Origin of the sequence: Roseivirga spongicola (assembly GCF_001592965.1) — a bacterium.
GTDB lineage: Bacteria > Bacteroidota > Bacteroidia > Cytophagales > Cyclobacteriaceae > Roseivirga > Roseivirga spongicola.
In genome coordinates this window covers 799,431-823,336 of sequence record NZ_LRPC01000001.1, presented here as the reverse complement: position 1 = coordinate 823,336, position 23,906 = coordinate 799,431, and the positions used below count along the sequence as shown (strand labels likewise).

Sequence of the window (23,906 nt, the reverse complement as noted above, 5' to 3'; positions counted from 1 at the left end):
AACATGAAAAAACTACTTCTTTTATCGATGGCCATTGTGCTAGCTCAGTCTAGCGCAAAAGCACAGTCTAGATTAATAGACAGATCGGGAACAGTGAGTTTCTACTCTTCTGCCCCTATGGAAGATATTGAGGCAACAAATAATTCGGCCTTAGGTATTGTTGAAATTCCTTCGGGAAAGGCAGCAGTTTCCATTCTGATTAAAGGGTTTAAGTTCGAAAAAGCCTTAATGCAGGAGCACTTCAATGAAAACTACATGGAGTCTGATAAGTACCCTAAGGCTACATTTTCTGGACAAATTGCTGACCCTTCAATGCTAGCTAAGCTTGGAAGTTTTCAAACGGAAATCCAGGGTCAGATGACCCTTCATGGAGTTACGAAGGATCTGACAATGCTTTGTCAGTTCAATGTGAGTGAGAAAGAGATTACCGTTAAATCAACATTCAACCTAGTGGTGGCCGATTATGACATAGAGATTCCAAAATTGGTGAGAAATAATATTGCCAAAGAGGTTGAAGTAACCGCCAACTTTAAATTCCAGAGAAATGACTAGATACATTTTTTGTCTATTGCTGCTGTTGCCCTCTGCTATTTGGGCGCAAGAAGATCTACTGGCTATTCTAGATGAAGAAACCGAAGAGGTTGAGACTAAAGTTGAAGCTATTTTTAAAGGTACCAGGCTTATTAATGGGCACACGGTAGAAACCAGAGATAGAAACAATTTAGACTTTATCATTTCGCACCGTTTTGGGAGGTTAAATGGCGGAGCGTATGAGTTTTTTGGCTTAGACCAATCTAACGTAAGGCTTGGCTTGGATTATGGTCTAACGGACAACATCAACCTAGGAATAGGTAGGAGTTCTTTTGAAAAGACTTTCGATGGATACTTTAAGTATGCTTTTGTGCATCAGACCAGCGGAAAGCGCAATGTACCAGTGTCGGCTACTTTGCTGTCATCAATTTCCATAAAAACACTAAGACAGCGCGAGTTTGAAGAGCTTACGTTTAGCCAAAAGATAGCTTATACTCATCAGGTGCTTATTGCCCGAAAGTTCAGTTCTGCTTTTTCTATGCAAGTAATGCCAACGTTAATTCACTTTAATGCTATAGAACCAACGGATGAGCGCAACAATGTTTTTGCAGCAGGTATTGGTGGCCGAATAAAGCTTAATAAACGTGTTTCGTTAAATGCAGAATACTACTATCAGTTTCAGAGAAAAGATCCGCTATCTAAAAATGTGATCGCGATTGGGTTCGATATAGAAACTGGTGGGCATGTGTTTCAGTTGCAGCTAACCAATGCTCAGGCAATGATTGAGAAAGGTTTTCTGGCAGAAACCACAGGCGATTTCTTCAATGGAGATATTCACTTTGGCTTTAATATTTCCAGAACTTTTCAACTGAAGTAAGGTAAAAGAGGATATCTCGCGAGCTATTAGAGTTTCCCTGGATTAACGGGGAATAGCATAACTAATAGCCTGTAAGATATCCTCCTGTATGGTGAAGTAATTACCTATTTATTCTTTTTAGGTAAACTTCTTTACGCTCCATTCGGCCTCTTGAACCTCTTTCGAATTGAACGATATGGCCATCATCCATAAGCCATACATCATCGTCATTACCAAAGCTTACATGTCTGTTGCTCCAGCGATGATTATCCTCATCAAAAATTCTTAATTCTCCGTCTCTGCTAATTGCCCACTCTGCATATTCTGTTTCTCTTTCTCCGAATGCCTCTACCATAATCTTTACCTCTCCGTTGCTTCTGAAGTCCATCCGAATGTCAATCTCTTCTAGAATATCACTGACCAAACCGGTGACAGAGCCTGCTATTTTTCTGGCTAGCCAGTTTTCGTCTTCTAATTCCTCTTCTACCTCATCCAGGTCAATGTCTATGACCATTTGCCATTGACCAATGAGGTCTTTTTCCTTCACTTTAGACTGAGCCAGACTTAATGTGCTGATTGCCAGTAGGCATAATAATAAACTGAGTTTTTTCATGGTGACCTTTTTGTTTGTTGATGCTAAAAAGACGATCATTAGTGAGGAAAGTTACAGGCTGCCGGTCTGCGGGCACTCAGGTGCCTGAATGGCATATAGTAACAATCAGTTCATCTGTACTTGAACTTTAATTTAACTTACCAGTTTATCTTTCAACATAGATTGAGTACGATGAAGGTAAAACTCGTCAAATCAAAATCAGAAGACAGATGGTACTCCAATACCAAGGAGAATTTGTTTGGAAAAACCTTTAAGGTACACTTCTCAGAATTGGCTTCTAAAGACCTACAAAGAAGCGTTTATGAAATTCTTACTGGTAAACATAAGGGTAAGCTTATAGATGTGCGCGATACCCAAATTGTTGTTAAGCTTAAATAGGCCTATTACTTAAGTGCATCTTTCAACTGCTTTCTCAGGGCGTATTTAAGTCCAGGAAAGTAACCTACTTGCGAAAATATTACTTTGCCCTCTTCATTTATAAGCAGGTGTGTAGGGTAACTGAAAATACCATAATCTGTGGCTACCCTTCTGCCATTGGGAAGTAGCTCGTAATTGAATTCATGTGTCTCTAGGAACTTATTTACTCTTGCCACATTGTCTAAACCAATGGCTAAAAATTTGACTCCTTTTGGCTTAAATTCTTCTACTAACTCGTTGAGTTCGGGCATTTCCATTATACATGGCTTGCAGCCGACAAACCAGAAGTTGAGCAATACCACTTCACCTTTTAAGCTTTCTAGGTTTATTGAGTTTCCTACTAAGTTCTGAAGCTCAAAATTATTTGCTTGTTGGTTGAGCATGAAGTCGCTGCCAGTCATATTCTCAAAACGCTTAATCTTCATGGCCTTTGCTTCTTCAGAAGCTTTCTCGAAAATGATGGCCTTAGGGTCGTTTTTACTGTCCGAATAAATTGCGGCTTGGTATTCAACCATCATCAAATAGTTCATTATCTCGCCTTTAGACACTTTCTCTCCAGTGTGTAGGTAGGCGTCTAAACTCATCGGGTCTATTTGAATATTCCGATTTATTGTCATTCGCTTAAGCTCAGACCCTAGAAAGTCGTAAGTCTGTGCTTGGGAAGCAATAGATAAAAGGCATAAAGCCAGAAATGTTAGTGTGAGTTTTTTCATGTAGCAAGTTAATTAGAAACCTTCACCCTGAACAGCTCCTTTTTTCTTGAGTGTTTGATTAGACTCAGAAGCCATCAATAGCTGATAAGGTTCATCAATGCCGAAGTATAGCTTTTTAAAGTCAATTACCCACTGAATAATTCGCTCTTTAGAGCTCGGAATGGTTCTAAAGCTGCCAACTTTACCCTTACCAGTGTTGATGTTAGGAATTTGAGCATTATATGCATCGTTTGAAGAAAATGATTCAAGTACAAAACCATCGTACATAAAGTAATACCAGGTGCCGTCAGTCATTTCTAACAGAAGGTTCATAATATCTCCTTCTGGCGTTTTTCTAATTTCCATGTAGCCGTCTAGCTCCATGTTAAGGTCTACATTAGAGACATTAGATACGCTTATCTTACCCTCGCTGTAAAATGCTTTATTCTCTTGAGACCAGTTTAAATGAATATTACTGATAACTAAATCTTGGTTTAGGAGGCCTCCAGAAGCATTTACAAGGGGTATTGGAAGAGATTGATATGAGTTGTCCCATTTTCTGGTGGCATCATCTCCAATAAACTCTGCTACTCTATATATGAGCTCCGAACGGTCTTCATGGGCCTTCGGTACGCCCAATTTCTCTCCCATTTCTTTAAGGTTGCCAGCAAAAGCAGTTTGCGCTTCTAAAGGCATTCCAAAGGCCATGGTAAACATGGCGTCTACCTCAAATTTGGCAGAGTCTAGGTTGCCTTTTCCTTTTCCTGCGGCCTGAATATTGTTGAGGCTGTTGCCAGCCATAAAGTTTAGCTTACCTTCAAAAGAGACATTCTGAAGCTCTTCATTGTAGCTAAACATGCTCCCAGAGAAATACTGAGATGGGTCTTGCTTCTTGTTAGGGTTATCTATTCTGAAAGAGCTGTTGTTGGCATCGTAATAAAGAACCCCACCACGAGGAACGAAGAAATCATCGTCTACAATGCTTCGTTTTTCTGTGATAAACGACATGTAAGGTTGTTGTTTATCAAAGTGAATTCCCGCATTTAATGGTTGACCTTGTCTTGTTCTAGCCTCATCGAAAGGAATGATGACCTCCTGAATGTCGTCTGCAGAAGAGTATTCGATCCAAATGTTTCTTTCATTCAATTTTTCAAGGTCTACTTTAACAGCTCCATCTAGCTCTAGGGCTTTTTTATAAGCATACATGGTCACTTTTCCCTCATAAATAAAGCCTGGAGAAATTCTAATTCCTTCTTCGGCAGTAACTCTTCCGCTAGATCTCGTGTGTGGGCCATGCTCTTTGTCCTTAGCTATAAATTGAAAATCATCGAACTGTATAGCGAATGTATCTTGCACTGCGTTAATCAGCTCGTAGGTTCCTCTACCTTTAAAGCTGGTCCTAGAGAGTATTTCTATATCTGCATCGTAGAGTCTGTGATACGCTCCGGCAGTGTCCATTAATATGACTGCATTCTTGAGCCTATCAATTTTTGAATTCTCTAGAATGGTAAGCTCCTGGCCTTCTGGTGTAATGAGGGCATCGGCTACCTTAATGAAAGGAATACCAGTAACATTTAGCTCCTTGCTCTCAATGTCATAAACAGCATCTGTGGCCATAAAGGCCAGTGAGTCTAGTCGCTTATTGGTAGAGTAGAAGAAAGATTGTTCCAATGGCACCTCGTCTGGCTTACTCATGGTTACCATCTTATTATTTACATCCCAAACGGCAGAGGGAATTGAAGTTTTAAACTGTGCAAAAGGAAATTCAAGGGCAGCTGCTCCCGCTACTTCAGGCTCAATACTGGCTTGCTGATTTTCTACATCGAAATTGATTCTAACCTCTTCAGAGCTCAGTATCGGTTTTACCGAATTGTCTGCATTGAGTAAAAAGTTACTGTTTCTGGCCTCAAATGCATTGATAGAATAGGCAATGGAGTCTGAGTTTAGAGTTGAGCCTGCTATCTGCATTTCTCCCTTGCCAAAAAGCCCCGTCTTACGCAATGTCATTTCTCCTCTAAGCTTCGCCTGATCTTCAAAAATGCTGAAGGGTTTTTCTTTTTCGAGGTTGCGCAAAATCATGCTGTCTTTCTTAGCCAACCAGTTCATTTCATAGGCTTCTATAGACATAGCTGGGTAAGAAACGGTGTCTATAAAACCTGCCTGTAGGCCTCCCTTAATTCCTTTTTCAGCCACTAAAGAGTCTAGAAACATGGTGGCCCGTTCATTGTCGAAAGTTCCTGTGAGGTAGTCAATAACTCCTGGCGAGGTAATACCATTTTTATCTAACTGCACTTCCCCATACAGCCTACCTCCCGTGCTGTAGAGGTTGTAACCACTATCTGGAATAGCGTGGATAAACCCGAAACTTTTATCGGGCATAATCTTCAAGTTTTCATTGAAGTCTGGGAGAATTCCGTTGGAGTAGAAAGTACCTTCAAAAGCGTATTTCGATGGGTCGGCATCGGCCACACTGTCTAGTTGAAAAGGAGGGACATCAAAATATACCGTGCTGTCGTAAGCACCTTTGAGTACATCTGACTTATCGAAAACCACGCTGGCATTTTCAGATGAGCTGAATATTGGAAACTCCGGCATAGACTTAAGAGCCGATTTATTATTGGGGTCGTTAATGCGCAGAACACCAGAAGTTTTTTCAAGCTGATTGCTTAGTGTTTCACTTTGACCAGCATCCATTTCAACCCTTAATTCTATGGAATCGATCTTGGTTAAGTTTACCAAGAAGCTGTCATATCGAAAGGTAAATTGCTCTCCGTTAAACTGAAAGTTTCCTGCATCTAGGGCACCATCGAATTCAATGTCTCTGTTTTTTAAGACTCTGATTTCTTTATTGGTTGGGGTAATAATTACGTCTAAGGAATCACTGAGCAGAAACTTGTCTACCCCCCTAACTGTCAACACAGAATCTTTAAAGCTGAAGGTGGCGTTGGGTGCGTTGGCAATTACCGAAGAAATAATTAGGTCGTCATAGTCTCTATTGCCTTTGCTAGACTCTAGGTAGTGATAGCCCTTCTCCAGAATTTCTACAGCCCCAGTAACCTCATCGTACTTAACCATGCCACGAGACATGAGCAATTCCATTGCTTTGTTTACCAGACCTTCGTTCAGTTGATACTGCCTGGCCATGGTGCTGGTATAAAATATGCCTCCACTTTTCTTAGCCATGTTGGCTGCGGCTATTAATGGGTGAAAACTGAATATTTGAGACATATCGAAGTACCTGTCGGCACTATAGAAATCTTTAGACTCTAGAGAGAGTGGTACATCTGCTCTGGCAGAATTAATGGTTATGTTCAGTGAGTCACTGTTCAGGTCCCAACTTAATAAGTCGCCAGAAAGGTCCATGTTGTAGTATGAAGACCTGAATGGAGTAGTTTTGTAACCGTCTACGCTAGTCTCCATTTCTAGTAAGTCTTTCTGGTAGTCATAGTTAAACTCTACTGCTGGGTGAAAGATAGAGTCATTGTTATGATACAGAATAACATCGGCCTTGGCTGCAGATACAATAGAGTCTTTGTTGTTGAAGACAAAACCTTTGCTCAGGGCCTTGAACTTCTTTTCGCCATTAACAGTGCCAGATAAAGTGGAGGGCTCGTCATAAGCAGTTTTAGAATAAAAATTCATTCCCTGATAGTTTACCCCTCCTTTAAATGTGAGTTTTTCGGAGCCTAAACCCTTAATTGGAGTGTCGGCATTGTAAGAAATAAACCTCGGATAGGTGCCCTGTAGGCTTCTGCCTGGCCTAATGTTCAAGTCTAAAACACCAGAAATAGGTTGGTCAATTTTTGCTGGTTGTTTGAAGTAAACATCTTCAAATTTGAATTCGTGAGCATTTACAGGAAACTCATATTGCTTTAGCCTTACCTGCATTGCCTCTTTGGGTTGTCCTAAAGTAGACCAGTCTACAAATCCATCTTGACCTCTAAACAGCTTTTGATCGAAAAGGAAAAAACCTTCTGTCCCTATAATCTCAAACGTATCCGACTGACTGGCCAAGATTAAATCGCCTCGCTTTAGATGTATTACTGAACCTAACTCCTTGTACATGTCTAGCATTGGTTCAGTAAAAGGGTCGGTTACCACTTGCTCAGGTTCCTCATACTCTCCTCTGGCTTGCGCTCTCAAGGTCTCTACATCTACTGGCTCAGATTCCTGATAAACAATTGGTTCTTCAGCATTGTAATTATCCTCGCTAAATAGCACCTCGTATTCGGCATTTCTAAAGCTTATAGACTGATATCGGTCTTTGTAAATGGCTTCGTGTTTTAGAAAGGTATAGAGGGTTTCGAAGTAATAGTTCAGATGAATTCTGTCATAAGCTTCAGCTGCTTTCTGAATGGAGTAAGCCAAATTCTCCATGCTTTCTTGGCTGAAATTTCTTTCTTCTTTAGCCAGCTTAAGGCCATCGAGCAGTTCCTTGATATCGTAACGAATACGAACCTTTTTTTGATCTAGGGCAATTAGGGCTTTGAGTAGTCTTTCTTTAGTGGTTGCAGACAACTGATTATTCTGATAGGCCTCAATAAAGAAGTGATACTCTTGCGGAAAGATGGCTGGGTTTTCTGCTTCCACAATCATCTTAACGTTCGGTGGAATAACCAACGAGTCGCCTTCAGTGGCGGTTTGAGCATGTACCGACTGTAAAGCAATAAGCACCAGCAGAAAAGACAACTTTATGCCTTTGAGCATGTTAGTTCGCATTTGGTTATGTTAAAAAACGAAGAAAACGCAAGAATCTTGAATAAACGCTATACTTTCTCTAGTAGTAACGCAACCCAGTTTTTCTCTGTTGTAGATTTAACCTCTTTTAAGCCAAGTTCTGTAGCTAAAGCTATTATCTGCGGTTTGTCGGTTTCGTAAAAACCGCTTAAGAAAAGATGACCATTTTCAGCTAAAAGCTTATTGTATTCAGCCATTTCATCTAGCAAAACATGGGTGTTAATGTTCGCCAGAATAATTTCATATTGCTCTGTTAAATCGAGTTCGTGAATAGTGCCTTGCTTAACAAATTCAGGCTCAATATTATTCAGGCCGAAGTTTTCGAATGCATTTTCAATACACCAATCGTCAATGTCGGTAGCTGCTACTGACTGTGCGCCTAGCTTGGCCGCCATAATGGCTAGAATTCCAGTGCCAGAACCAACATCTAGTATCTTTTTATCTTGATGATCAACTTCTAGCTGAAGAGCTAAAAGCTGGTGAGTGGTTTCATGGTGCCCAGTGCCGAAAGACATTTGAGGGTTAATAATGATCTCATAAGGAACATTCGGCTTTGCTTCATGAAAAGTAGCCCTAACATAGATCTGGTCGCCAACAGCTATGGGGTCATAGTTTTTTTCCCACTCTTCATTCCAGTTTTCTCTCGGAACTTTCTTTAGCTCGTACCATATTCTGGTTTGTTGACGATACCGATTAAATAGCGTTTGCAGAGCTGGGTGATTAAAGGTCTCTTCAGCAATATATGCTTCAAACCCGACTTCGGTTTCCATAAAGGTATCAAAGTCTAGCTCACCCATTTCCGCGATTAGAATTTCCGCAAATGGCGGATCGCAGTGTACATTTATTTGTATAAAGTCCATTAGTAAGACTTAGCTATGTCAATGAAATCGCGAGATTTTAGAGAGGCTCCGCCAATAAGGCCACCATCTACATCTGGCTGTGCTAATAATTCTTCTGCATTGGCTGGTTTCATAGAACCACCATATAGAATCGAAATTCCTTCCGCTACATCTTCACCAAAGTTAGAGGCCAAAGAAGTACGGATGCTCTTATGCATTTCTTGCGCTTGGTCTGAAGAAGCAGTTACGCCAGTTCCGATGGCCCAAATTGGCTCATATGCAATTACCACCTGACTCATTTGCTCTGCAGATAAGTCAAAAAGACTTTCCTTTAATTGATTATTCACGAACTCCACATGTTCGTTGGCTTCACGAGTTTCTAGGCTTTCACCACAGCAGAATATTGGGGTTAAACCTTTAGCTAGTGCAAGTTTTACTCTTTCTGCCAGCTGAGTATTTGTTTCAAAATGATACTCTCTTCTTTCGCTGTGACCTAGAATAACAAAGCTAGCTCCAGCTGATTTGGCCATGTCGGCAGAAAGGTCTCCGGTGTAAGCTCCAGACTCATGCTCACTAATATTTTGAGCACCTACAAAAACAGTCTTTGCGTCTTTAGCAATGGCAGAAACTTGAGATAAATGAATAGCAGGAGTACAAAGCACCAAAGTTACATCAGATGGGGCTTCATCGTTGGCCATGTTTACAACTTCAGAGGCTAATGAAAGGCCTTCTGAAAGGGTTTTGTTCATTTTCCAGTTACCAGCTATTATCTTTTTTCTCATGATTTCTGTTTTGCCTCAAAGATAGAAGAGTTCAAAAGATTTGTTCAACGAAGGAATTGAAAATTAGGACTACGATTGCAGGTAACATCTTCCAAAGGCTGCTCTGTTCTTGTTAAGGGTTTGCTTCTGATGGGTTCGTTGTGAAACTCAAGTCTACTCTTCAAGAATGGAAGAATACTCAACCTAGAATTTGTGGAGTACAGTATTTAAGCTTTGCATAGGCCTATAAACAAAAAAAGCCGGCTAATTAGCCAGCTTTTTGCTCCTCCTCTTGGGCTCGAACCAAGGACCCTCTGATTAACAGTCAGATGCTCTAACCAACTGAGCTAAGGAGGAATATTTCTTTTACCAACTGTCCCGATAGCTATCGGGAAAGGAGGAATTTTATCTTCTATTCAGATCGTTTTCCGAATGGGTGTGCAATATTAGCAGATGCTAATTTATAATGCAAAATGTTTCAGCAGATTTTAGCGAAAATCACACAGAAATAATTCCGAAGTAGACCATTATGTAAATTATGGCGAACACAGTAAGAAAAATTAGGCCAGCAAGAGCCAAGTTTTTCAACCATGGCTTTGGCTTGTATTCGTCCTTAATCTGATCGGACATAATTACTTTATAATTGATGTAGGCGAATACTGGAGCAATTACAAAAGATAAAGTAGTAGCCAGATCTACCAGATCCTTAAGGTTAGAGGCCAAAAGCAAAATGAATATGAAAGAGACTCCCGCAACTATTACCATCATTGCGGTATACAGTGTCTTAACTCCAGCATTTTTGAAGAACATAAGCCGAACTGTTTCGCCCATGGCGCGTCCAAAACCATCTACTACGGTAATGGTGGTGCTAAACATGGTGGAAAATGCGGCAATGGCAATTATAAGGTATGCCCAGTCTCCAATAGCACTGGTGTAGAGCCTTACCACCTGATCTGAAAACTCGGCACTATTACTAGATAGCTCCACACCCGACCCATACATTACGTATGCTCCTAGCGTAAGAAAGCATAAAGCCAAAAAGGCGGTGATGATGTATCCGAAATTGAAATCGAAAAGTATTTCTTTCAACTTAGGTTGATAGCCGGTTTGCTTCATCCTCTCTACCGCCCACAGGCTATTCCAGGTACTCAGGTCAACCGCAGTGGGCATCCATCCCATAAGAGCAATAAGGAATATAATGCCTTCTCGTTCCATTAGTTCTTTCGGAACGAAGCTTTCTATGGGCTGAATTTGACCTTTCCCCAATACCCCAAAGAAGGCCACCAAGGTAGATATAAGGAGTACTGAGCCAATAATTTTTAATAAGCCATCTAGCAAGCTATACTTACCAAAAGCCAGCAGTAGAGTACAAAACGCTAAAATACACCCAGAGAGAATGGTGGGGTCGAAAGACCAACCCATGAGGTTATTGAGCATGCCAGCCGTTACAAAAGTAACTGCTGCCGTAACGGTGAACATAGAAGCTAAGCTCAACAGAAAGTAGACCCAAAGCACCCACTTGCCTTCTTGCTGATAGCCCTCTAAAATGCTCTTTTTTGTAGCTCCTGCATACCTGCTTCCGAATTCAAAGAAGGGATACTTGAACAGGTTGGCTAGAATTATAAAAACAATGAGCTGAAATCCATAGTCCGCACCAGCTCGAGTAGATTGAACTAAGTGCGAAACGCCAATACAGGTGCTGGCAAACAGAATTCCAGGCCCCATGGCCTTGAGTAGGTGTTTTCTATCGAGAGACATTTCAAAAAAATTAATCTTCCTAAAATATGGAAAGTGTTGATGATCTCATAAACAAGTTGGACGGCTGAAAACTGCCAATGTGACCGAATGATCCTCCGAATTTGCAAGAATCAAGACATTATGGCGCAAAAAATACGAAAAAATCGCTTGGTACGATTTTCACATATACTGGGGCAAATGATTGATAAAACTAAAAGCTCAAAAGATATGAATATGATAAAAAGAACCCCAAGCATGTTTGTTCCAAACACAATGGACAAATTTTTCGACAAATTCTTTAATGAAGGTTTAGAGAATGGTGCGAACACTTTTAACCCGAGAACCGATATAGCCGAGACTGAGAAGTCTTTCGAAATTGAAGTAGCGGTTCCTGGTTTCAATAAAAAAGATTTCAACATCGATTTGAATGATGGTCTGCTTACTATCAGTGGTGAAAGAAAGTTTGAGAAAGAGAAAAGCGAGAAGAACTTCTACTCTATTCAGACCGAGTATGGTTCTTTCAAAAAGTCTTTCCAATTACCAGATAATATTGTGAGCGACAAAATTGAGGCAAGCTATGAAAATGGAATTTTAAGCTTGGTAATTCCAAAAGATGAGACCAAGAAGTTAGTGAGTAAGATAACCGTGAAGTAGGTTTGTGTTGTTGAGGTTGATTAGGGGCCACCAGTTTTGGTGGCCTTTTTTCGTGGTGAAAATTGTTAAATGGAGTTAAGAACTGCTTTATTTTGAATAAATTAAAACTTGCGGTTTTACAGAATCGTTATGAAGTCACATTAGAACGGTAAGTGTATGGTTTCGAGAAGACAGTTTTTTCTAGGTTTATTGGCCTCTTCTTTATTAGGAGGCATAATTGTGTTGGTGGGAATGAGCCTTATTGGTTCTGGCGGAAACGGACAAAACATTGGCCTCGGCAATCCTTCAGCAGTAACCACCTCTTTTGGAGAGATAGATAGCTCTACTAAAGACTACATAGTTCCAGAGGGTATTAATTTCATCAAGGCATCTAGGGCAGCAGTTCCTGCGGTGGTTCATATCACAAATACTTCTACCTACAACAGGTCTGGTTCATTTTCGAAATGGTTCGGAAGAGGCGAAAGAACTCGTCAGTCTACTGGCTCTGGCGTTATCATTTCCAAAGACGGATATGTAGCCACTAATTATCATGTGGTAGACGGAGCCGATGAGCTTGAAGTACGCTTAGACGATAATAGAAGATATGATGCGGAGCTAATTGGAGTAGATGAAGACACTGATTTGGCTTTGATCAAAATCAAAACCGACAACCTTCCTTATGTTGAATTTGGTGATTCAGATCAGGTAGATATCGGAGAATGGGTGCTTGCCGTGGGAAATCCATTCGACCTAAATAATACCGTTACAGCAGGAATTGTAAGCGCAAAAGCTAGAAACATCAACCTGATTCAAAGTGGAAGAGAAAGAAACTACGGTATTGAGTCTTTCATTCAGACCGATGCCGTTGTAAACAGAGGTAATAGCGGTGGAGCACTTGTAAACCTTGAAGGTGAGCTTATCGGAATTAACACCGCAATTGCTACCAATACAGGAACTTTTAATGGCTACTCATTCGCGGTACCCTCTATTCTTGTAAAGAAAGTAATGGACGATTTACTTGAGTTTGGCGAAGTGCAGAGAGGCTTGCTAGGAGTTACTATAACAGATGCTGATGGAAGAACAACCGATGAGTTAAGTGGGGTTCTTATTCGCGAAGTAAACCCAGGAGGCGCAGCCGATAAAGCAGGAATAAAGGCGAACGATGTAATTGTGGGAATCAATGAAAGAGCTGTTAGAACCACAAGTGAACTACAGGAGTTGGTGGCTAGACAAAGGCCTGGTGATCAGATTGTAGTTAAGTTCAAGCGTAATGGAAAGCAAAAGGAAACCAATCTTACACTTAGAAAGAAAGATGATTTTGTAGCAGATCTTTCACCAGAAGAAATTCAGTTGAGCTACAAAATTGAAGGTTCTACTTTTATAGACATCAATGATAGAATCAAAAGTAGACTGAGAGTAGATGGTGGCGTGCAGCTACTGGAGTTAGGCGAAGGTGCTTGGAGTGAAGCAGGAATTCTTGAAGGCTTCGTAATCACTAAAGTGGGCGATGTGGACATCGAGAACCTTGAAGAATTTCAGCAGTTGATTGACGCTAAAAAGAGAGACTTCTATGTAATGGGTAAATACCCTGATGGAGAAAAGGAGTATTTCAGAATAAACTGGTAAAATATACTCAAGAATTTTAGCCTCCTTTCTGAAGTATCGGAAGGAGGCTTTTTTATTGTCTGCAGAACCAAGTCGCTCATTTTTTGCAGACCTCTAAAAATACTTGTAATGTTGAGCAAAGAACTAATCTAAGGAAACAGAAATGGAGAATTTTGGTATTGAACAGGTTCTAAAGAACCTGGGAGTTCAAGAAAAAAATAATGGAACATCAACAGGCTCAAAGTCTACTGGAAATGGCGAAGAGTTAAAATCTTACACGCCTGTTACTGGGGCATACATTGCTTCTGTAACTGCAACTACACGTGCAGAATATGACCAGGTGATAGATACTGCACAGCAGGCATTCTTGCAGTGGAGAGATGTAACTGCTCCAATGAGAGGTGAAGTTGTACGTCAGTTCGGAGAAAAACTGAGAGCACATAAAGAAGATTTAGGCAAGCTTGTTTCGTTTGAAATGGGTAAGTCTTACCAAGAGGGCTTAGGCGAAGTTCAGGAAATGATCGATATCTGTGACTTTGCAGTAGGTCTTTCTCGTCAGCTGCATGGCCTAACCATTAAGTCTGAAAGACCAGGACACCACATGCAAGAGCAATGGCATCCGCTAGGAGTAGTTGGAATCATTTCAGCCTTCAACTTCCCAGTTGCTGTTTGGGCCTGGAACACTGCTTTGGCTTGGGTTTGTGGCGATGTTTGCGTTTGGAAACCTTCTGAGAAGACCCCTCTTACTGGTATCGCTTGCCAGAACTTGATCACCGAAACATTGAAGGAAAACGATATGCCAGAAGGTATTTCTTGTCTAATCAATGGTGATTACACCGTAGGTGAAATGATGACTAAAGATGAGCGTGTACCATTGATTTCAGCAACTGGATCAATCAGAATGGGGAAAATCGTTGGGCAAACTGTTGCCTCAAGACTAGGCAAGTCCATTCTTGAGCTTGGTGGTAACAATGCAATCATTGTCACTCCTGAGGCCGATCTGAAAATGACAGTAATCGGAAGTGTTTTCGGTGCTGTAGGAACTGCAGGTCAGCGTTGTACCTCAACCAGAAGAATCATCATTCACGAGTCTATTTACGACAAAGTGAAAGACGCGATTGTAAATGCCTATAAGCAACTTAGAATTGGCAACCCACTAGATGAAACAAACCACGTAGGTCCACTTATCGATACAGATTCTGTGAATAATTACTTGAATGCCATTGAAGCTGTTCAAAAAGAAGGCGGTAAAGTAATTGTTGAAGGAGGGGTACTTGAGGGCGAGGGCTACGAAAGCGGTTGTTATGTAAAACCTTGTATTGTTGAAGCTGAAAACAGCTATGCAACTGTTCAAGAAGAGACTTTCGCACCAATTCTGTACTTAATGAAGTACTCAGGTGATGTGAATAATGCCATTGCTATCCAGAATGGTGTGAAGCAGGGTCTTTCTTCAGCCATTATGACTAACAACGTACAGGAAGCCTATACTTTCCTATCAGCCACTGGTTCAGATTGTGGAATTGCCAACGTGAACATTGGTACTTCAGGAGCAGAGATTGGTGGTGCATTTGGTGGTGAAAAAGAAACTGGTGGCGGACGCGAGTCTGGCTCAGATGCTTGGAAAGGCTACATGAGAAGACAAACCAATACCATAAACTATACTGACAAGCTTCCGCTTGCTCAAGGTATTAAGTTCGACCTAGGCTAAACCAAGCTTTTATGTTGAAAATGGAAAGCGTCACTTTTCTTGTCTAGAGAGGTGACGCTTACTGTTTGTACCCTTCCTTCTCGATTCATTACAAAATCGTTCCAAGCATCTCCCTTACCACCAAACTGGTGGAACTCAAGAATTTCGCCCTGAGAGTAGCTCTCTCTCCCTACCAGCCATTCCTTAAACCACCTTCTTCTTTCATCTCTAACGGGCTGCGGATAAAGCGTAGACGATGACCAAATATGAGGAGTGTTTTTGAGTTGCTGATGATCCAATTCTTTGCCAGACCAAACCAACTGGTGCAGTTTGACTTCATTTCCTGAATGATCTATCAGAACAAGAGTGAATGGTTCTATTCCATCGAAATTATAAAGCTCTACAAAGTCTTTGACTGAATTGATTTCAAAGAATTGCAAAAGCATAATTCCTCTACTAATACGGTATGGTGGTTTATGGCTATGCTTCTCAAAACCACCATTCAATAAAACCAGAGTGAAATTTTCTTTATCTGTGGCAAACCAAGTGCCCCCAGCTTTGGGGTCTTGAGGAAAATATACCAACCTGCCGCCTAGATTCTGAGAGGTGAGTTCGTGTGTTGCCCTTTGAGGGTCTTCATCACGATTAGAAGTAATAATGAAATCTTCTTCGCCCTTAGGCAAGAAAGTTACTGTGCACATGCAAGCTGTTTTTGATACCTAACTGTAGAATAGGCAACACCAAAGTTGGCCGGAAGTTCCACTTCGGTGAAACAGGCGCCAATGGCGATTTTGATAATAGCCATATGATGTATGGCATGTTCAATATTATACTGAAGCTCTCTGAAGTATGAGCTGTTCATAGTCTGATTTTTACCTCCCTCGGCTCCATAATTAACCTGTAGAGTGATCGGAAAATCTTTTGTTATGGCATCAATCTCTTGCTTTAGCGCATGCATCTTTTCTATGGCCAACTGAGAGTTCGACTCAATCACTTTATCATGGCTCCGCTGATCATAGTTCACAAAGCCAGAGGCCGAACCAAGCATCATTAGGTCGAAAAATTCAATAATATGTCTAACATGCTTTCCAATTGTATTGCCCGAAAGCACATTGAGTCGCTCACTAAACTGATCGCCTTTAAGTTGCTTAGAAACGTCTATAAGCTGATTTAAGATAGATTTTGATACTTCTTGAAGTTCCATTTAAAAAAGTCTTGATTAAAATTAGGGCTTTTTGAGAGCTAAAAAAGGGAAATAGTGTTCTGGCTTAGTTTTTAATAATTTTCAACCATTCCATTTCAGCCTTAGGCAGCAGTTCTGTTTCTTCTTTATTCCAAAGTTTGAGAGTGTTTGTAAGCCTGAAATTGTAAAACAAATAGAGCTTGCCATCTACAATCTTGAATGTCTCCGGGTCAATTTTCACCTTGTCTCCATCTGCCATGGCATAAGCACAATAGCCCCCATATTGTGGCTCATATTTAGCTGGGTTTTCAATAAATGCTTGCTTGTTGGCTTGCGAGCTGAAGTAATAAACAATCCCATTATGGTTATAGGCTATTGATTCTTTACCCTTTTCTGCTGAGTCCGCTTTAAAATAACTTACAGGATCGTAACCCTGAATAGCCACGCCTTTCTGCAAATTGTAGTGCTTTTTAGCGTATGGTGGGTCTTGTGCCGAAAGTTGCCAGCTTGAGAGTAGGAGGAGTAAAAAGACGACTTGTTTCATGGTATTTGTTTCGGCAGATAAACGAGAAAACTGTTTGGCGCGGTTGTTCTTAAAGATCATTTGGCCGACAATTCAGGTTGAAATAAGAACAGATTACTTAAATTAATCACGAAATTTCGGGAAATGAAATTCGAGAGTAACATATCGGAGCACCCTCTATTGGCTCAGTTTACTGTTGAGCGCGCCTTGGCTTCTATTTTCTGGATGGATGAAAATGGCAGGATTCACTTTGCCAACGACACTGCCATAAATCAATATGGTTATTCGCTGAAGGAATTTCAACGGCTATCTATTCTCGATATCAATCCAAATTTTGACGAGAAGCGCTATGCAGAAACATGGGCGAAATCTAAGGAAGTTCAGAACCTTAGCTTTGAGTCTAGCCATGTAAAAAAGAATGGTGAGGAGTTTCCGGTAGAAATCTTTATTAATCACATTGAGTTCGAAGGAGAGGCGTACAACGTAAGCTTCATTCTGGATATTTCTCAAAGGCAGAGGCAAGAGCGACTCTTAAAGTCTATAACTGAGGCTACAGCCACCAAAATTGGGACTGACTTTTTCCGCACTTTGGTAGAGCGCATTTCGGAGGCACTAAACGTTCACATGGTTTTAGTTTCGGAATGTACAGATCATACCAAATCGAGGCTTAGAACACTGGCCTTTTATAAAGGAGATGAGATTAAGGAAAATGTGGAGTACGATGTGGCCGGAACCCCATGCGACATTATACTTAGAACCAATGAACCGTTGCTCATCAAAGAAAAAACGGACAAGCAATACACCAGAGAAGCTGGGGTTGAGGGCTATTTTGGTGCGCCTATTACCAACAGAGCGGGCGAAGTAATCGGTCATATTGGTCTTTTCAACAACAAAAAATTGGACCTCTCTCCAGGCGAGCAAGAAATCATTAAGATATTCTCTGATAGGGCTGCTGCAGAAATTGAGCGAAATATTTCTAGCGAAAAATTGCTTTCTGCAATGGAGGAGGTCAAAAGCCTAAAAGACAAACTAGAGGCCGAGAATACTTATTTACAAGAAGAGATTCAGCTAGAACATAATTTTGAGGAAATCATTACCCAAAGCGATCGTTTTAAATCGGTTTTAGCTACCTGTGAGCAAGTGGCAGCAACAGATGCGACAGTTCTGATTCTGGGAGAATCTGGCACAGGAAAGGAGTTGTTGGCAAGGGCGATTCACAATATTTCACCCAGAAGAAATAGGCCTTTAGTAAAAGTAAACTGTGCCGCACTGCCAGCCAATCTGATTGAGAGTGAGCTTTTCGGCCACGAAAAAGGAGCTTTTACAGGAGCTATCAGTCGTAAAATTGGCCGTTTTGAACTAGCCGATCAGGGTACACTATTCCTGGATGAAATTGGTGAGCTTCCACTGGAGCTGCAATCAAAACTATTGAGGGCATTGCAAGAGGGTGAGTTTGAAAGACTCGGAAGCACCACCACTCAAAAAGTAAATGTTAGAGTCATTGCTGCTACCAATAGAAGACTTGAAGAAGAAGTAGAAGAAGGCAGGTTCAGAGCAGATCTGTTTTACAGATTGAATGTGTTCCCTGTATATAGCATTCCGCTTCGCGAGCGAAAAGAAGATATAGCGCTTTTGGTTAAGTACTTCACAGAGCGCTTTGCAGGCAAGCTAGGTAAGCGAATTACCAATATTCCTAAAAGAGCGCTAAACGCACTTTTGGCTTATGAATGGCCTGGAAATATTAGGGAGCTAGAGAATGTAATTGAAAGGGCTGTAATTCTATCGCCCGAGAATAAGCTAGAGCTTGGAGATTGGATTCCTAAAAAAACCAAAGTTTCTAACTCTGTAGAATTAGAAACTTTGGCTCAGTTTGAAAAGAAATATATCCTTGAGGTTTTAAACCGAACATCTTGGAGGGTAAGTGGCGAAAAAGGAGCTGCAAAAATCCTTGGTATGAAAGCCACTACGCTGGAGTCAAGAATGAAAAAGCTCGGAATTAAAAGAGGCTCTGTTTAAAGTTTCAGTACAATATCAATTGCAGGAAAACCTCCCTCAAAGTACATCAAATCTATGGTTAGCTTTTTGGCTATGTACCTTAAGCCTCCCGAGATTATGGCCTCTTCACCAGAAGTTAAAATGTAGTTTTCCGTTAGGAGGGCAACCCTTTTATTCAGTCTGGTAATGCCGCCAATAGTGAGAACTCCACTACTATCAATTTCACCGTTTGCAAAAGCATAACCAGTTCCAACTGTTAAATGATGCTCTTTGCTACCGTAAGTAACTAGGCCATTTATTGTACCAGCACTAAGTTCAGCAAGAGATCCGGCAACCGTTAGGTAAGAAACAGATGCTGCTAAATTAAGCTTTGGTGCTACGGGAATACCATATTTGGCATTGGCAAAAAGTATAGGGTTCCCGCTATATAAGGAGATCAATTCTACTCCTCCAATAACACTCAGGCGGTCAGTTATTCCGTAGCTAACTAAGTTAAATAGGCCATAAATATTCTGATAATAGCCTTCGCCCTTCTCATGCGTATAGGCCGATTGGCCAATAAAGTATCTAGTTGGGTTTGGGTTAGGCATTCTGCCCTTTCCATCTAAATAAACCACTCTTTTAACTTCCGATTGCTGAAAAGTAAGTAGTCCGAGACTAACGCTGTTGATTACGATTTCTGTTTCGTTCTCAGAGATCAATTCACCTGTAATCTCCGATTTGTCTTCTAGATATACGATGACTAGTTGTGTGTCTTTTGAAGAGTTTTGCTCTTGTGCGTGTGTAAAGTTGATGGTTGCCAAAAACAGGCAAATCATCGTGACCATTGTTTTCATTGAGTTTCCTGATATTTCGTGAATATTTATTTGAATCGGTTAAGCTTGATCAATAATGACACCAAAATAGCTAAAGCGGTTGATTTTAATAATCTTTTCTTATTCACGAATATTTGTGTATTTCATGATATATCAGGAAAATGAAATTGATAGTTGTTGTCTTATTTTTAATTAAAAAACTGTATTTCAGATAGTTATATTCATTGTTTTCGCTTTGGCACATCAATTGTCAATTAAGTGACGGTTTTGCAGACGGCAGAATGACATTGTATTGAAAGACACTTATTTCTTGTTGGATGCACATCGTACACAAAGAAACTTCGTAAATCTTGAACCATTGATTACATTCAATTGACTAATGAGAACTAAGCTTCCACTTTTTTGGGTCAAAGTATTCTACTATGAGTACTGGCCATTCTGGTTTTTCTTTCTGCCCATGGTACCCTATTGGCTGTACCTGGCAATGAAAGCCAGGTCTTTGACCTACTTTACTGCGGCTAATCCAGGCATTGAACACAGCGGTGTATTTGGTGAATCTAAGATTGATATTCTTAAGAAGATCGATCCACAGTTCTTACCGAAGACACTCCACTTCAAAGCCTCAGAAGATTGGTTGAAAGTGCTAGAGGCAATAGAAACTCATGGTTTCACCTTTCCCATAATTGCTAAACCAAATGTTGGGGAAAGAGGTAGTCAGGTTGAAAAGATTGAGGATGAAGCAGCTTTAAGGAAGTACATGGAAGCTAATCCGGTAGACTTTCTGGTTCAGCAATTCATCGGCTATTCCTTGGAGCTTGGCGTACTTTACTACCGAATTCCTGGGACAGAAAAGAGAGGCATCTCTTCCATAGTGATGAAAGAGTTTCTCACTGTTACGGGAGATGGAAAGTCTAGTATTAGGCAACTCCTTCAGAAAAATGAGCGATACCATCTCCAGATTAAAAGCTTAGAGAAAAAGTTAGGTGTTAAAATGGAAGAGGTTCTTCCTTCTGGCCAAAGCGAATTACTTCAGCCTATTGGTAACCACTGTTTGGGAACCAAGTTTGTAAGCGGACAGCATCTAATTAATGAGCAGACAGTTGAGGTGTTTCATCAGATAGCCTCTAAAATTGAAGGTTTCAACTTTGGCCGATTCGACCTAAAAGTGAGCTCACCAGAAGATTTAATGAATGGAAAGAATATAAAAATCATGGAGCTGAACGGAGTTACTTCCGAAGCAGGCCATATCTATGATCCGAAGTTCAATCTTCTTCAAGCTTACAGAGATGTGGCTAAAACCATGAAAGTGATGTTTGAGGTGAGTCAGCAAAGCAGAAAGCTCGGAGCAAAAGTTACACCTGCTGGTGAAATGATTCGATTGATTAGAAGTCATTTTTCGAGCAAGCCTAATGTAACTAAATCACCCACTACTAACCTAAGTTTGCCAAATGCTTTGGATGGTATTTAGTAGTTTGCTGTTAGCAACACTCATTAGTTTTGCAGGTTCTGTGCAACTAGGGCCAGTAAACTTTGGTACCATTCATACCGCACTCAATAAGAATAAGAAGTCTGCCATACGATTTGGTTTCGGAGGTAGCCTACCTGAATTGCTCTACTGTGGCCTGGCGTTTGCCAGCGCCAATTTGCTAGACCAGTTTGAAGGCTTTCAAAACACTCTGAAATATTTGACAATTGGGGTACTGCTGATTTTCGGCACCTTTCTGATTTTTCAGAAAAGCTCTTCCACTAATTCTAAACTAAACATGAAAAGTGGTAATGAAGTATGGCTAGGGCTTACATTCGGACTTTTAAATCCACAACTATATCCGTTTTGGTTATTTGTAATTACAAACCTTAAAACGAATCAATTACTCACTTCAGACCATTGGCTGGTTCAGTCGGCATTTGTGTTTGGAGCGGCACTTGGTGCCTTTCTTTTGCAGTATCTCGTAGCAGAATTCACCTCTAGAAAGAGGGAGTTCATTTACATGAGATTAACAAAAAACTATAATCAAATATTGGGTGCAATCATTATTGCTATTGCCCTGATACAACTTTTAATGAATCTGTAGTATGCAAAAGGAAATGAAATATTGGTATCTGAAAAACTTCGATTTGTTTTCAGACCTCAGCAAAGATCAAATCAATGACCTTTCGAGTATTGCCCGTTTTGTGCGAATGAAAAAAGGTCAGGCCATTTACTTTAACAATGAGCCAAGTAAGAAGCTATATTTCCTCATTAACGGAAAGGTAAAAATTAGTGAGATTGATGGTTTCGGAAACGAACTGATCAAAAGTATTGTGCTTGGAGGAGACCATTTCGGTGAAATTTCTAATGCTGCTTATAAACAAACTCAAGAGTTTGCAGAGATACTTTCCAGCGAAGTAATTGTTTGCATCTTCAATCAAGACGAGTTTGAAGTTCTAATGCAGAAACACCCTGTTTTGGCACTTTCGTTTGCCAGAAGAATGGCCGAAAAACTGAGAGGGCTAGAGACCAGATACACCAACTTGGTTTTTAAAGACGTAAAGGCCAGACTTAAATCTTTCATTTTCGATTGGGCCAATAAAGAGGGCAAGCAAGACGAAGCCGGTCTTGTAATTAAGAACTATCTAACCCACGGAGAGATTGCCAACATCATTAGTTCTTCACGGCAAACGGTTACCACACTTATTAATGAATTGAAGGAGGAAGGTGTAATTGTGTATTCGCGCAAAATCATCACCATTCCAAATATTCATGCTTTTGCAGCCTAAGTTTTAGATTTCTTTGGTGTTGATGCAACCTGTAGAAGTGAACCCATGTCTCTCTTCTAGGTCATAAAAACTCAATACCATGAAATACTTATTCACTTTTTTCTGCTTAGTAGCAGCATTATCACTTTCGGCACAAGACACAGAGACTAGAAGCTTAAGGAGTTTCGATGAAATTTCTGTGGCACAAGGCATAGATCTTATTGCTGAAAAAGGCTCTGAAAACTCTATTAGTCTGGAAGTATCACGCATCGATTTAGAAGATGTAATTACTGAGGTGAGAGGAGATAAATTGTACGTAAAACTCTCTAGGGGCAACCACAGAAGTAATAGAGTAAGAGCAAAACTAACCTACACCGATGAAATAGAAGAAATTCACGTTTCTACCGGTGCCGAAGCAGATTTTAGGTCTGAAATTAAAGTGACAGACCTGAAGGTAACTACTTCAACTTCCGGAACGGTGTATCTTAAAACTGAGGCTAAGTCAGTTGATTTAGGAGCTACCACTTCAGGGAGAATTAAAATTCAAGGAACCACTGAAGAAGTCGATGTTTCTGCCTCTACTGGAGGAAGCATTGATGCCATGGACTTAACAGCTAACGATGCTTACGCAAGGGCCAATACCGGTGCAGATATTAGGTTGAATGCTGAAGAGAGATTGAGAGCTAGCGCGGGTACTGGCGGTTCGGTACGCTACAGTGGCAAACCAAGAACGGATGTTAGAACCAACACAGGAGGAAGCGTTAGACGCGGAGGATAATTAGCAATTATGAAGCAGCCATACTGAAAATAGATTAGTATTTTCAGTTTTTAAACGCTTCAGATATGAATAGAAAAGTACTATTTGGAGCCCTTATCGGGCTCTTTTTATTGGCTCCCTCTCTTCAAGCTCAAGACGATATTGCCGAAATAAAGAAAACCATCACCACCATGTTCGATGGTATGAGAGCCGGAGATTCCTCTATGGTTCATTCGGTAATGAAAGACGATGTGATCTTTCAGCGAGTCACTCAAAACAGAGAAGGCAAAGCCGTTGTACAAACCAGCAGCTTCCAAAACTTCCTTAACGCAGTTGGCACTCCTCATGACAAGGTTTGGGACGAGCAAATTGAATTCGGAACAATATCTATAGATGGAGATTTGGCTTCTGCTTGGACTCCCTTCAAATTCTACTTGGGCGGAGTGTTTTCGCACTGCGGTGTCAATTCCTTCAAGCTTTACCGTACAGAAAATGGCTGGAAGATATTCCATTTGGTAGACACCAGCCGGAAAGATAATTGCGCCATGAACTAAAATGAAAAACCCCGACTCGAGGTCAGGGTTTTGCAAGCAAAGAGTTAGGTTTCATCCATTTTTTAAAGACACTGAGTTGGATGATTGCTCAGCACCTTGTTTCATTAAATTCAGGGTCAAAGCTAATGAGGCATTCGACTTAAAAAAACTATTTTTAAAGAATCTTGGATTATAAGGAAAAGAAAAGAGCCGCTTAAAAACGGCTCTTTTCATTTGTTAATATTGAACAGAACAA

At 40.6% G+C, this 23,906-nt stretch carries 22 protein-coding genes and 1 tRNA gene; 12 read left to right on the top strand and 11 right to left on the bottom strand.

Translation table 11 applies throughout. The annotated features are described in order from the left end of the window. Positions 1 to 3: 3 nt before the first annotated feature. Entirely contained in the window at positions 4 to 552 is a 549-nt protein-coding gene (locus tag AWW68_RS03755; protein ID WP_157717517.1) for a YceI family protein, read from the top strand. Further along, positions 545 to 1,408, top strand: coding sequence for a DUF5777 family beta-barrel protein (locus tag AWW68_RS03750; RefSeq protein ID WP_068216729.1), 864 nt, complete (start codon positions 545 to 547; stop codon positions 1,406 to 1,408). The genes AWW68_RS03755 and AWW68_RS03750 overlap by 8 nt, the downstream gene beginning before the upstream one ends. A 100-nt stretch (positions 1,409 to 1,508) precedes the next feature. Here the strand turns inward: AWW68_RS03750 and AWW68_RS03745 are convergent, their stop codons facing one another. Next, positions 1,509 to 2,000, bottom strand: coding sequence for a hypothetical protein (locus AWW68_RS03745; protein ID WP_068216727.1), 492 nt, complete (start codon positions 1,998 to 2,000; stop codon positions 1,509 to 1,511). A 171-nt stretch (positions 2,001 to 2,171) separates the two neighbouring features. Here AWW68_RS03745 and AWW68_RS03740 point away from each other — a divergent pair, with 171 nt between their 5' ends. Next, positions 2,172 to 2,378, top strand: a complete 207-nt coding sequence (locus tag AWW68_RS03740; RefSeq protein ID WP_068216725.1) for a hypothetical protein — start codon at positions 2,172 to 2,174, stop codon at positions 2,376 to 2,378. A 5-nt stretch (positions 2,379 to 2,383) separates the two neighbouring features. Here the strand turns inward: AWW68_RS03740 and AWW68_RS03735 are convergent, their stop codons facing one another. The 6 genes from AWW68_RS03735 to AWW68_RS03710 form a co-directional block, all read right to left on the bottom strand. Next, positions 2,384 to 3,130, bottom strand: a complete 747-nt coding sequence (locus AWW68_RS03735) for a peroxiredoxin family protein (RefSeq protein ID WP_068216723.1) — start codon at positions 3,128 to 3,130, stop codon at positions 2,384 to 2,386. Positions 3,131 to 3,142: 12 nt separating this feature from the next. Next, complete coding sequence (locus AWW68_RS03730) at positions 3,143 to 7,816, bottom strand: hypothetical protein (protein ID WP_068216721.1); 4,674 nt, start codon at positions 7,814 to 7,816, stop codon at positions 3,143 to 3,145. A 59-nt stretch (positions 7,817 to 7,875) separates the two neighbouring features. Further along, entirely contained in the window at positions 7,876 to 8,706 is an 831-nt protein-coding gene (prmA, locus tag AWW68_RS03725; RefSeq protein WP_068216719.1) for a 50S ribosomal protein L11 methyltransferase, read from the bottom strand. Continuing rightward, positions 8,706 to 9,467, bottom strand: a complete 762-nt coding sequence (tpiA, locus tag AWW68_RS03720; protein WP_068216717.1) for a triose-phosphate isomerase — start codon at positions 9,465 to 9,467, stop codon at positions 8,706 to 8,708. The genes prmA and tpiA overlap by 1 nt, the downstream gene beginning before the upstream one ends. A 262-nt stretch (positions 9,468 to 9,729) precedes the next feature. Then, a tRNA-Asn gene (locus AWW68_RS03715) sits at positions 9,730 to 9,803 on the bottom strand. A 141-nt stretch (positions 9,804 to 9,944) separates the two neighbouring features. Beyond that, complete coding sequence (locus AWW68_RS03710; RefSeq protein WP_068216715.1) at positions 9,945 to 11,204, bottom strand: NRAMP family divalent metal transporter; 1,260 nt, start codon at positions 11,202 to 11,204, stop codon at positions 9,945 to 9,947. A gap of 213 nt (positions 11,205 to 11,417) precedes the next feature. Here AWW68_RS03710 and AWW68_RS03705 point away from each other — a divergent pair, with 213 nt between their 5' ends. From AWW68_RS03705 to amaB, 3 genes are all read left to right on the top strand, one after another. Beyond that, positions 11,418 to 11,837: an Hsp20/alpha crystallin family protein gene (locus tag AWW68_RS03705; RefSeq protein WP_245660203.1), complete on the top strand. Its 420-nt coding sequence runs from the start codon at positions 11,418 to 11,420 to the stop codon at positions 11,835 to 11,837. Between the two features lie 156 nt (positions 11,838 to 11,993). Beyond that, positions 11,994 to 13,442, top strand: coding sequence for a trypsin-like peptidase domain-containing protein (locus AWW68_RS03700; RefSeq protein WP_068216713.1), 1,449 nt, complete (start codon positions 11,994 to 11,996; stop codon positions 13,440 to 13,442). A gap of 142 nt (positions 13,443 to 13,584) precedes the next feature. Further along, positions 13,585 to 15,129: an L-piperidine-6-carboxylate dehydrogenase gene (gene amaB, locus AWW68_RS03695; RefSeq protein ID WP_068216711.1), complete on the top strand. Its 1,545-nt coding sequence runs from the start codon at positions 13,585 to 13,587 to the stop codon at positions 15,127 to 15,129. Here the strand turns inward: amaB and AWW68_RS03690 are convergent. From AWW68_RS03690 to AWW68_RS03680, 3 genes are all read right to left on the bottom strand, one after another. Further along, positions 15,126 to 15,809 carry an NRDE family protein gene (locus AWW68_RS03690; RefSeq protein WP_068216709.1) on the bottom strand — a complete coding sequence of 228 codons (684 nt, stop codon included), beginning with the start codon at positions 15,807 to 15,809 and terminating at the stop codon, positions 15,126 to 15,128. The genes amaB and AWW68_RS03690 overlap by 4 nt on opposite strands. Then, on the bottom strand, positions 15,797 to 16,312 hold the full coding sequence (locus AWW68_RS03685; RefSeq protein ID WP_068216707.1) for a hypothetical protein: 516 nt from the start codon (positions 16,310 to 16,312) through the stop codon (positions 15,797 to 15,799). Before AWW68_RS03685 ends, AWW68_RS03690 begins: the two co-directional genes overlap by 13 nt. Before the next feature lie 64 nt (positions 16,313 to 16,376). After that, positions 16,377 to 16,895, bottom strand: coding sequence for a YHS domain-containing (seleno)protein (locus tag AWW68_RS03680; protein ID WP_245660202.1), 519 nt, complete (start codon positions 16,893 to 16,895; stop codon positions 16,377 to 16,379). Positions 16,896 to 16,958: 63 nt separating this feature from the next. On the opposite strand from AWW68_RS03680, the gene AWW68_RS03675 reads away from it, so the two are divergent. After that, complete coding sequence (locus AWW68_RS03675) at positions 16,959 to 18,830, top strand: sigma-54 interaction domain-containing protein (RefSeq protein WP_068216705.1); 1,872 nt, start codon at positions 16,959 to 16,961, stop codon at positions 18,828 to 18,830. Here the strand turns inward: AWW68_RS03675 and AWW68_RS03670 are convergent. Continuing rightward, a complete protein-coding gene (locus AWW68_RS03670; protein ID WP_185101190.1) occupies positions 18,827 to 19,645 on the bottom strand; it encodes a hypothetical protein in 819 nt (272 codons plus the stop codon). The genes AWW68_RS03675 and AWW68_RS03670 overlap by 4 nt on opposite strands. Positions 19,646 to 20,003: 358 nt before the next feature. On the opposite strand from AWW68_RS03670, the gene AWW68_RS03665 reads away from it, so the two are divergent. The 5 genes from AWW68_RS03665 to AWW68_RS03645 all read left to right on the top strand — a co-directional run bounded on the left by AWW68_RS03665 (position 20,004) and on the right by AWW68_RS03645 (position 23,671). Then, on the top strand, positions 20,004 to 21,092 hold the full coding sequence (locus AWW68_RS03665) for an ATP-grasp domain-containing protein (protein ID WP_157717515.1): 1,089 nt from the start codon (positions 20,004 to 20,006) through the stop codon (positions 21,090 to 21,092). After that, positions 21,073 to 21,696: a LysE family translocator gene (locus AWW68_RS03660; protein WP_084375561.1), complete on the top strand. Its 624-nt coding sequence runs from the start codon at positions 21,073 to 21,075 to the stop codon at positions 21,694 to 21,696. The genes AWW68_RS03665 and AWW68_RS03660 overlap by 20 nt, the downstream gene beginning before the upstream one ends. Positions 21,697 to 21,709: 13 nt before the next feature. Further along, entirely contained in the window at positions 21,710 to 22,381 is a 672-nt protein-coding gene (locus AWW68_RS03655; RefSeq protein WP_185101188.1) for a Crp/Fnr family transcriptional regulator, read from the top strand. Between the two features lie 79 nt (positions 22,382 to 22,460). Beyond that, entirely contained in the window at positions 22,461 to 23,138 is a 678-nt protein-coding gene (locus tag AWW68_RS03650; RefSeq protein WP_068216697.1) for a head GIN domain-containing protein, read from the top strand. Positions 23,139 to 23,203: 65 nt separating this feature from the next. Beyond that, the gene (locus tag AWW68_RS03645) at positions 23,204 to 23,671 is read left to right on the top strand and encodes a hypothetical protein (protein WP_068216695.1); all 468 of its coding nucleotides are present in this window, start codon (positions 23,204 to 23,206) and stop codon (positions 23,669 to 23,671) included. Positions 23,672 to 23,906: the final 235 nt, after the last annotated feature.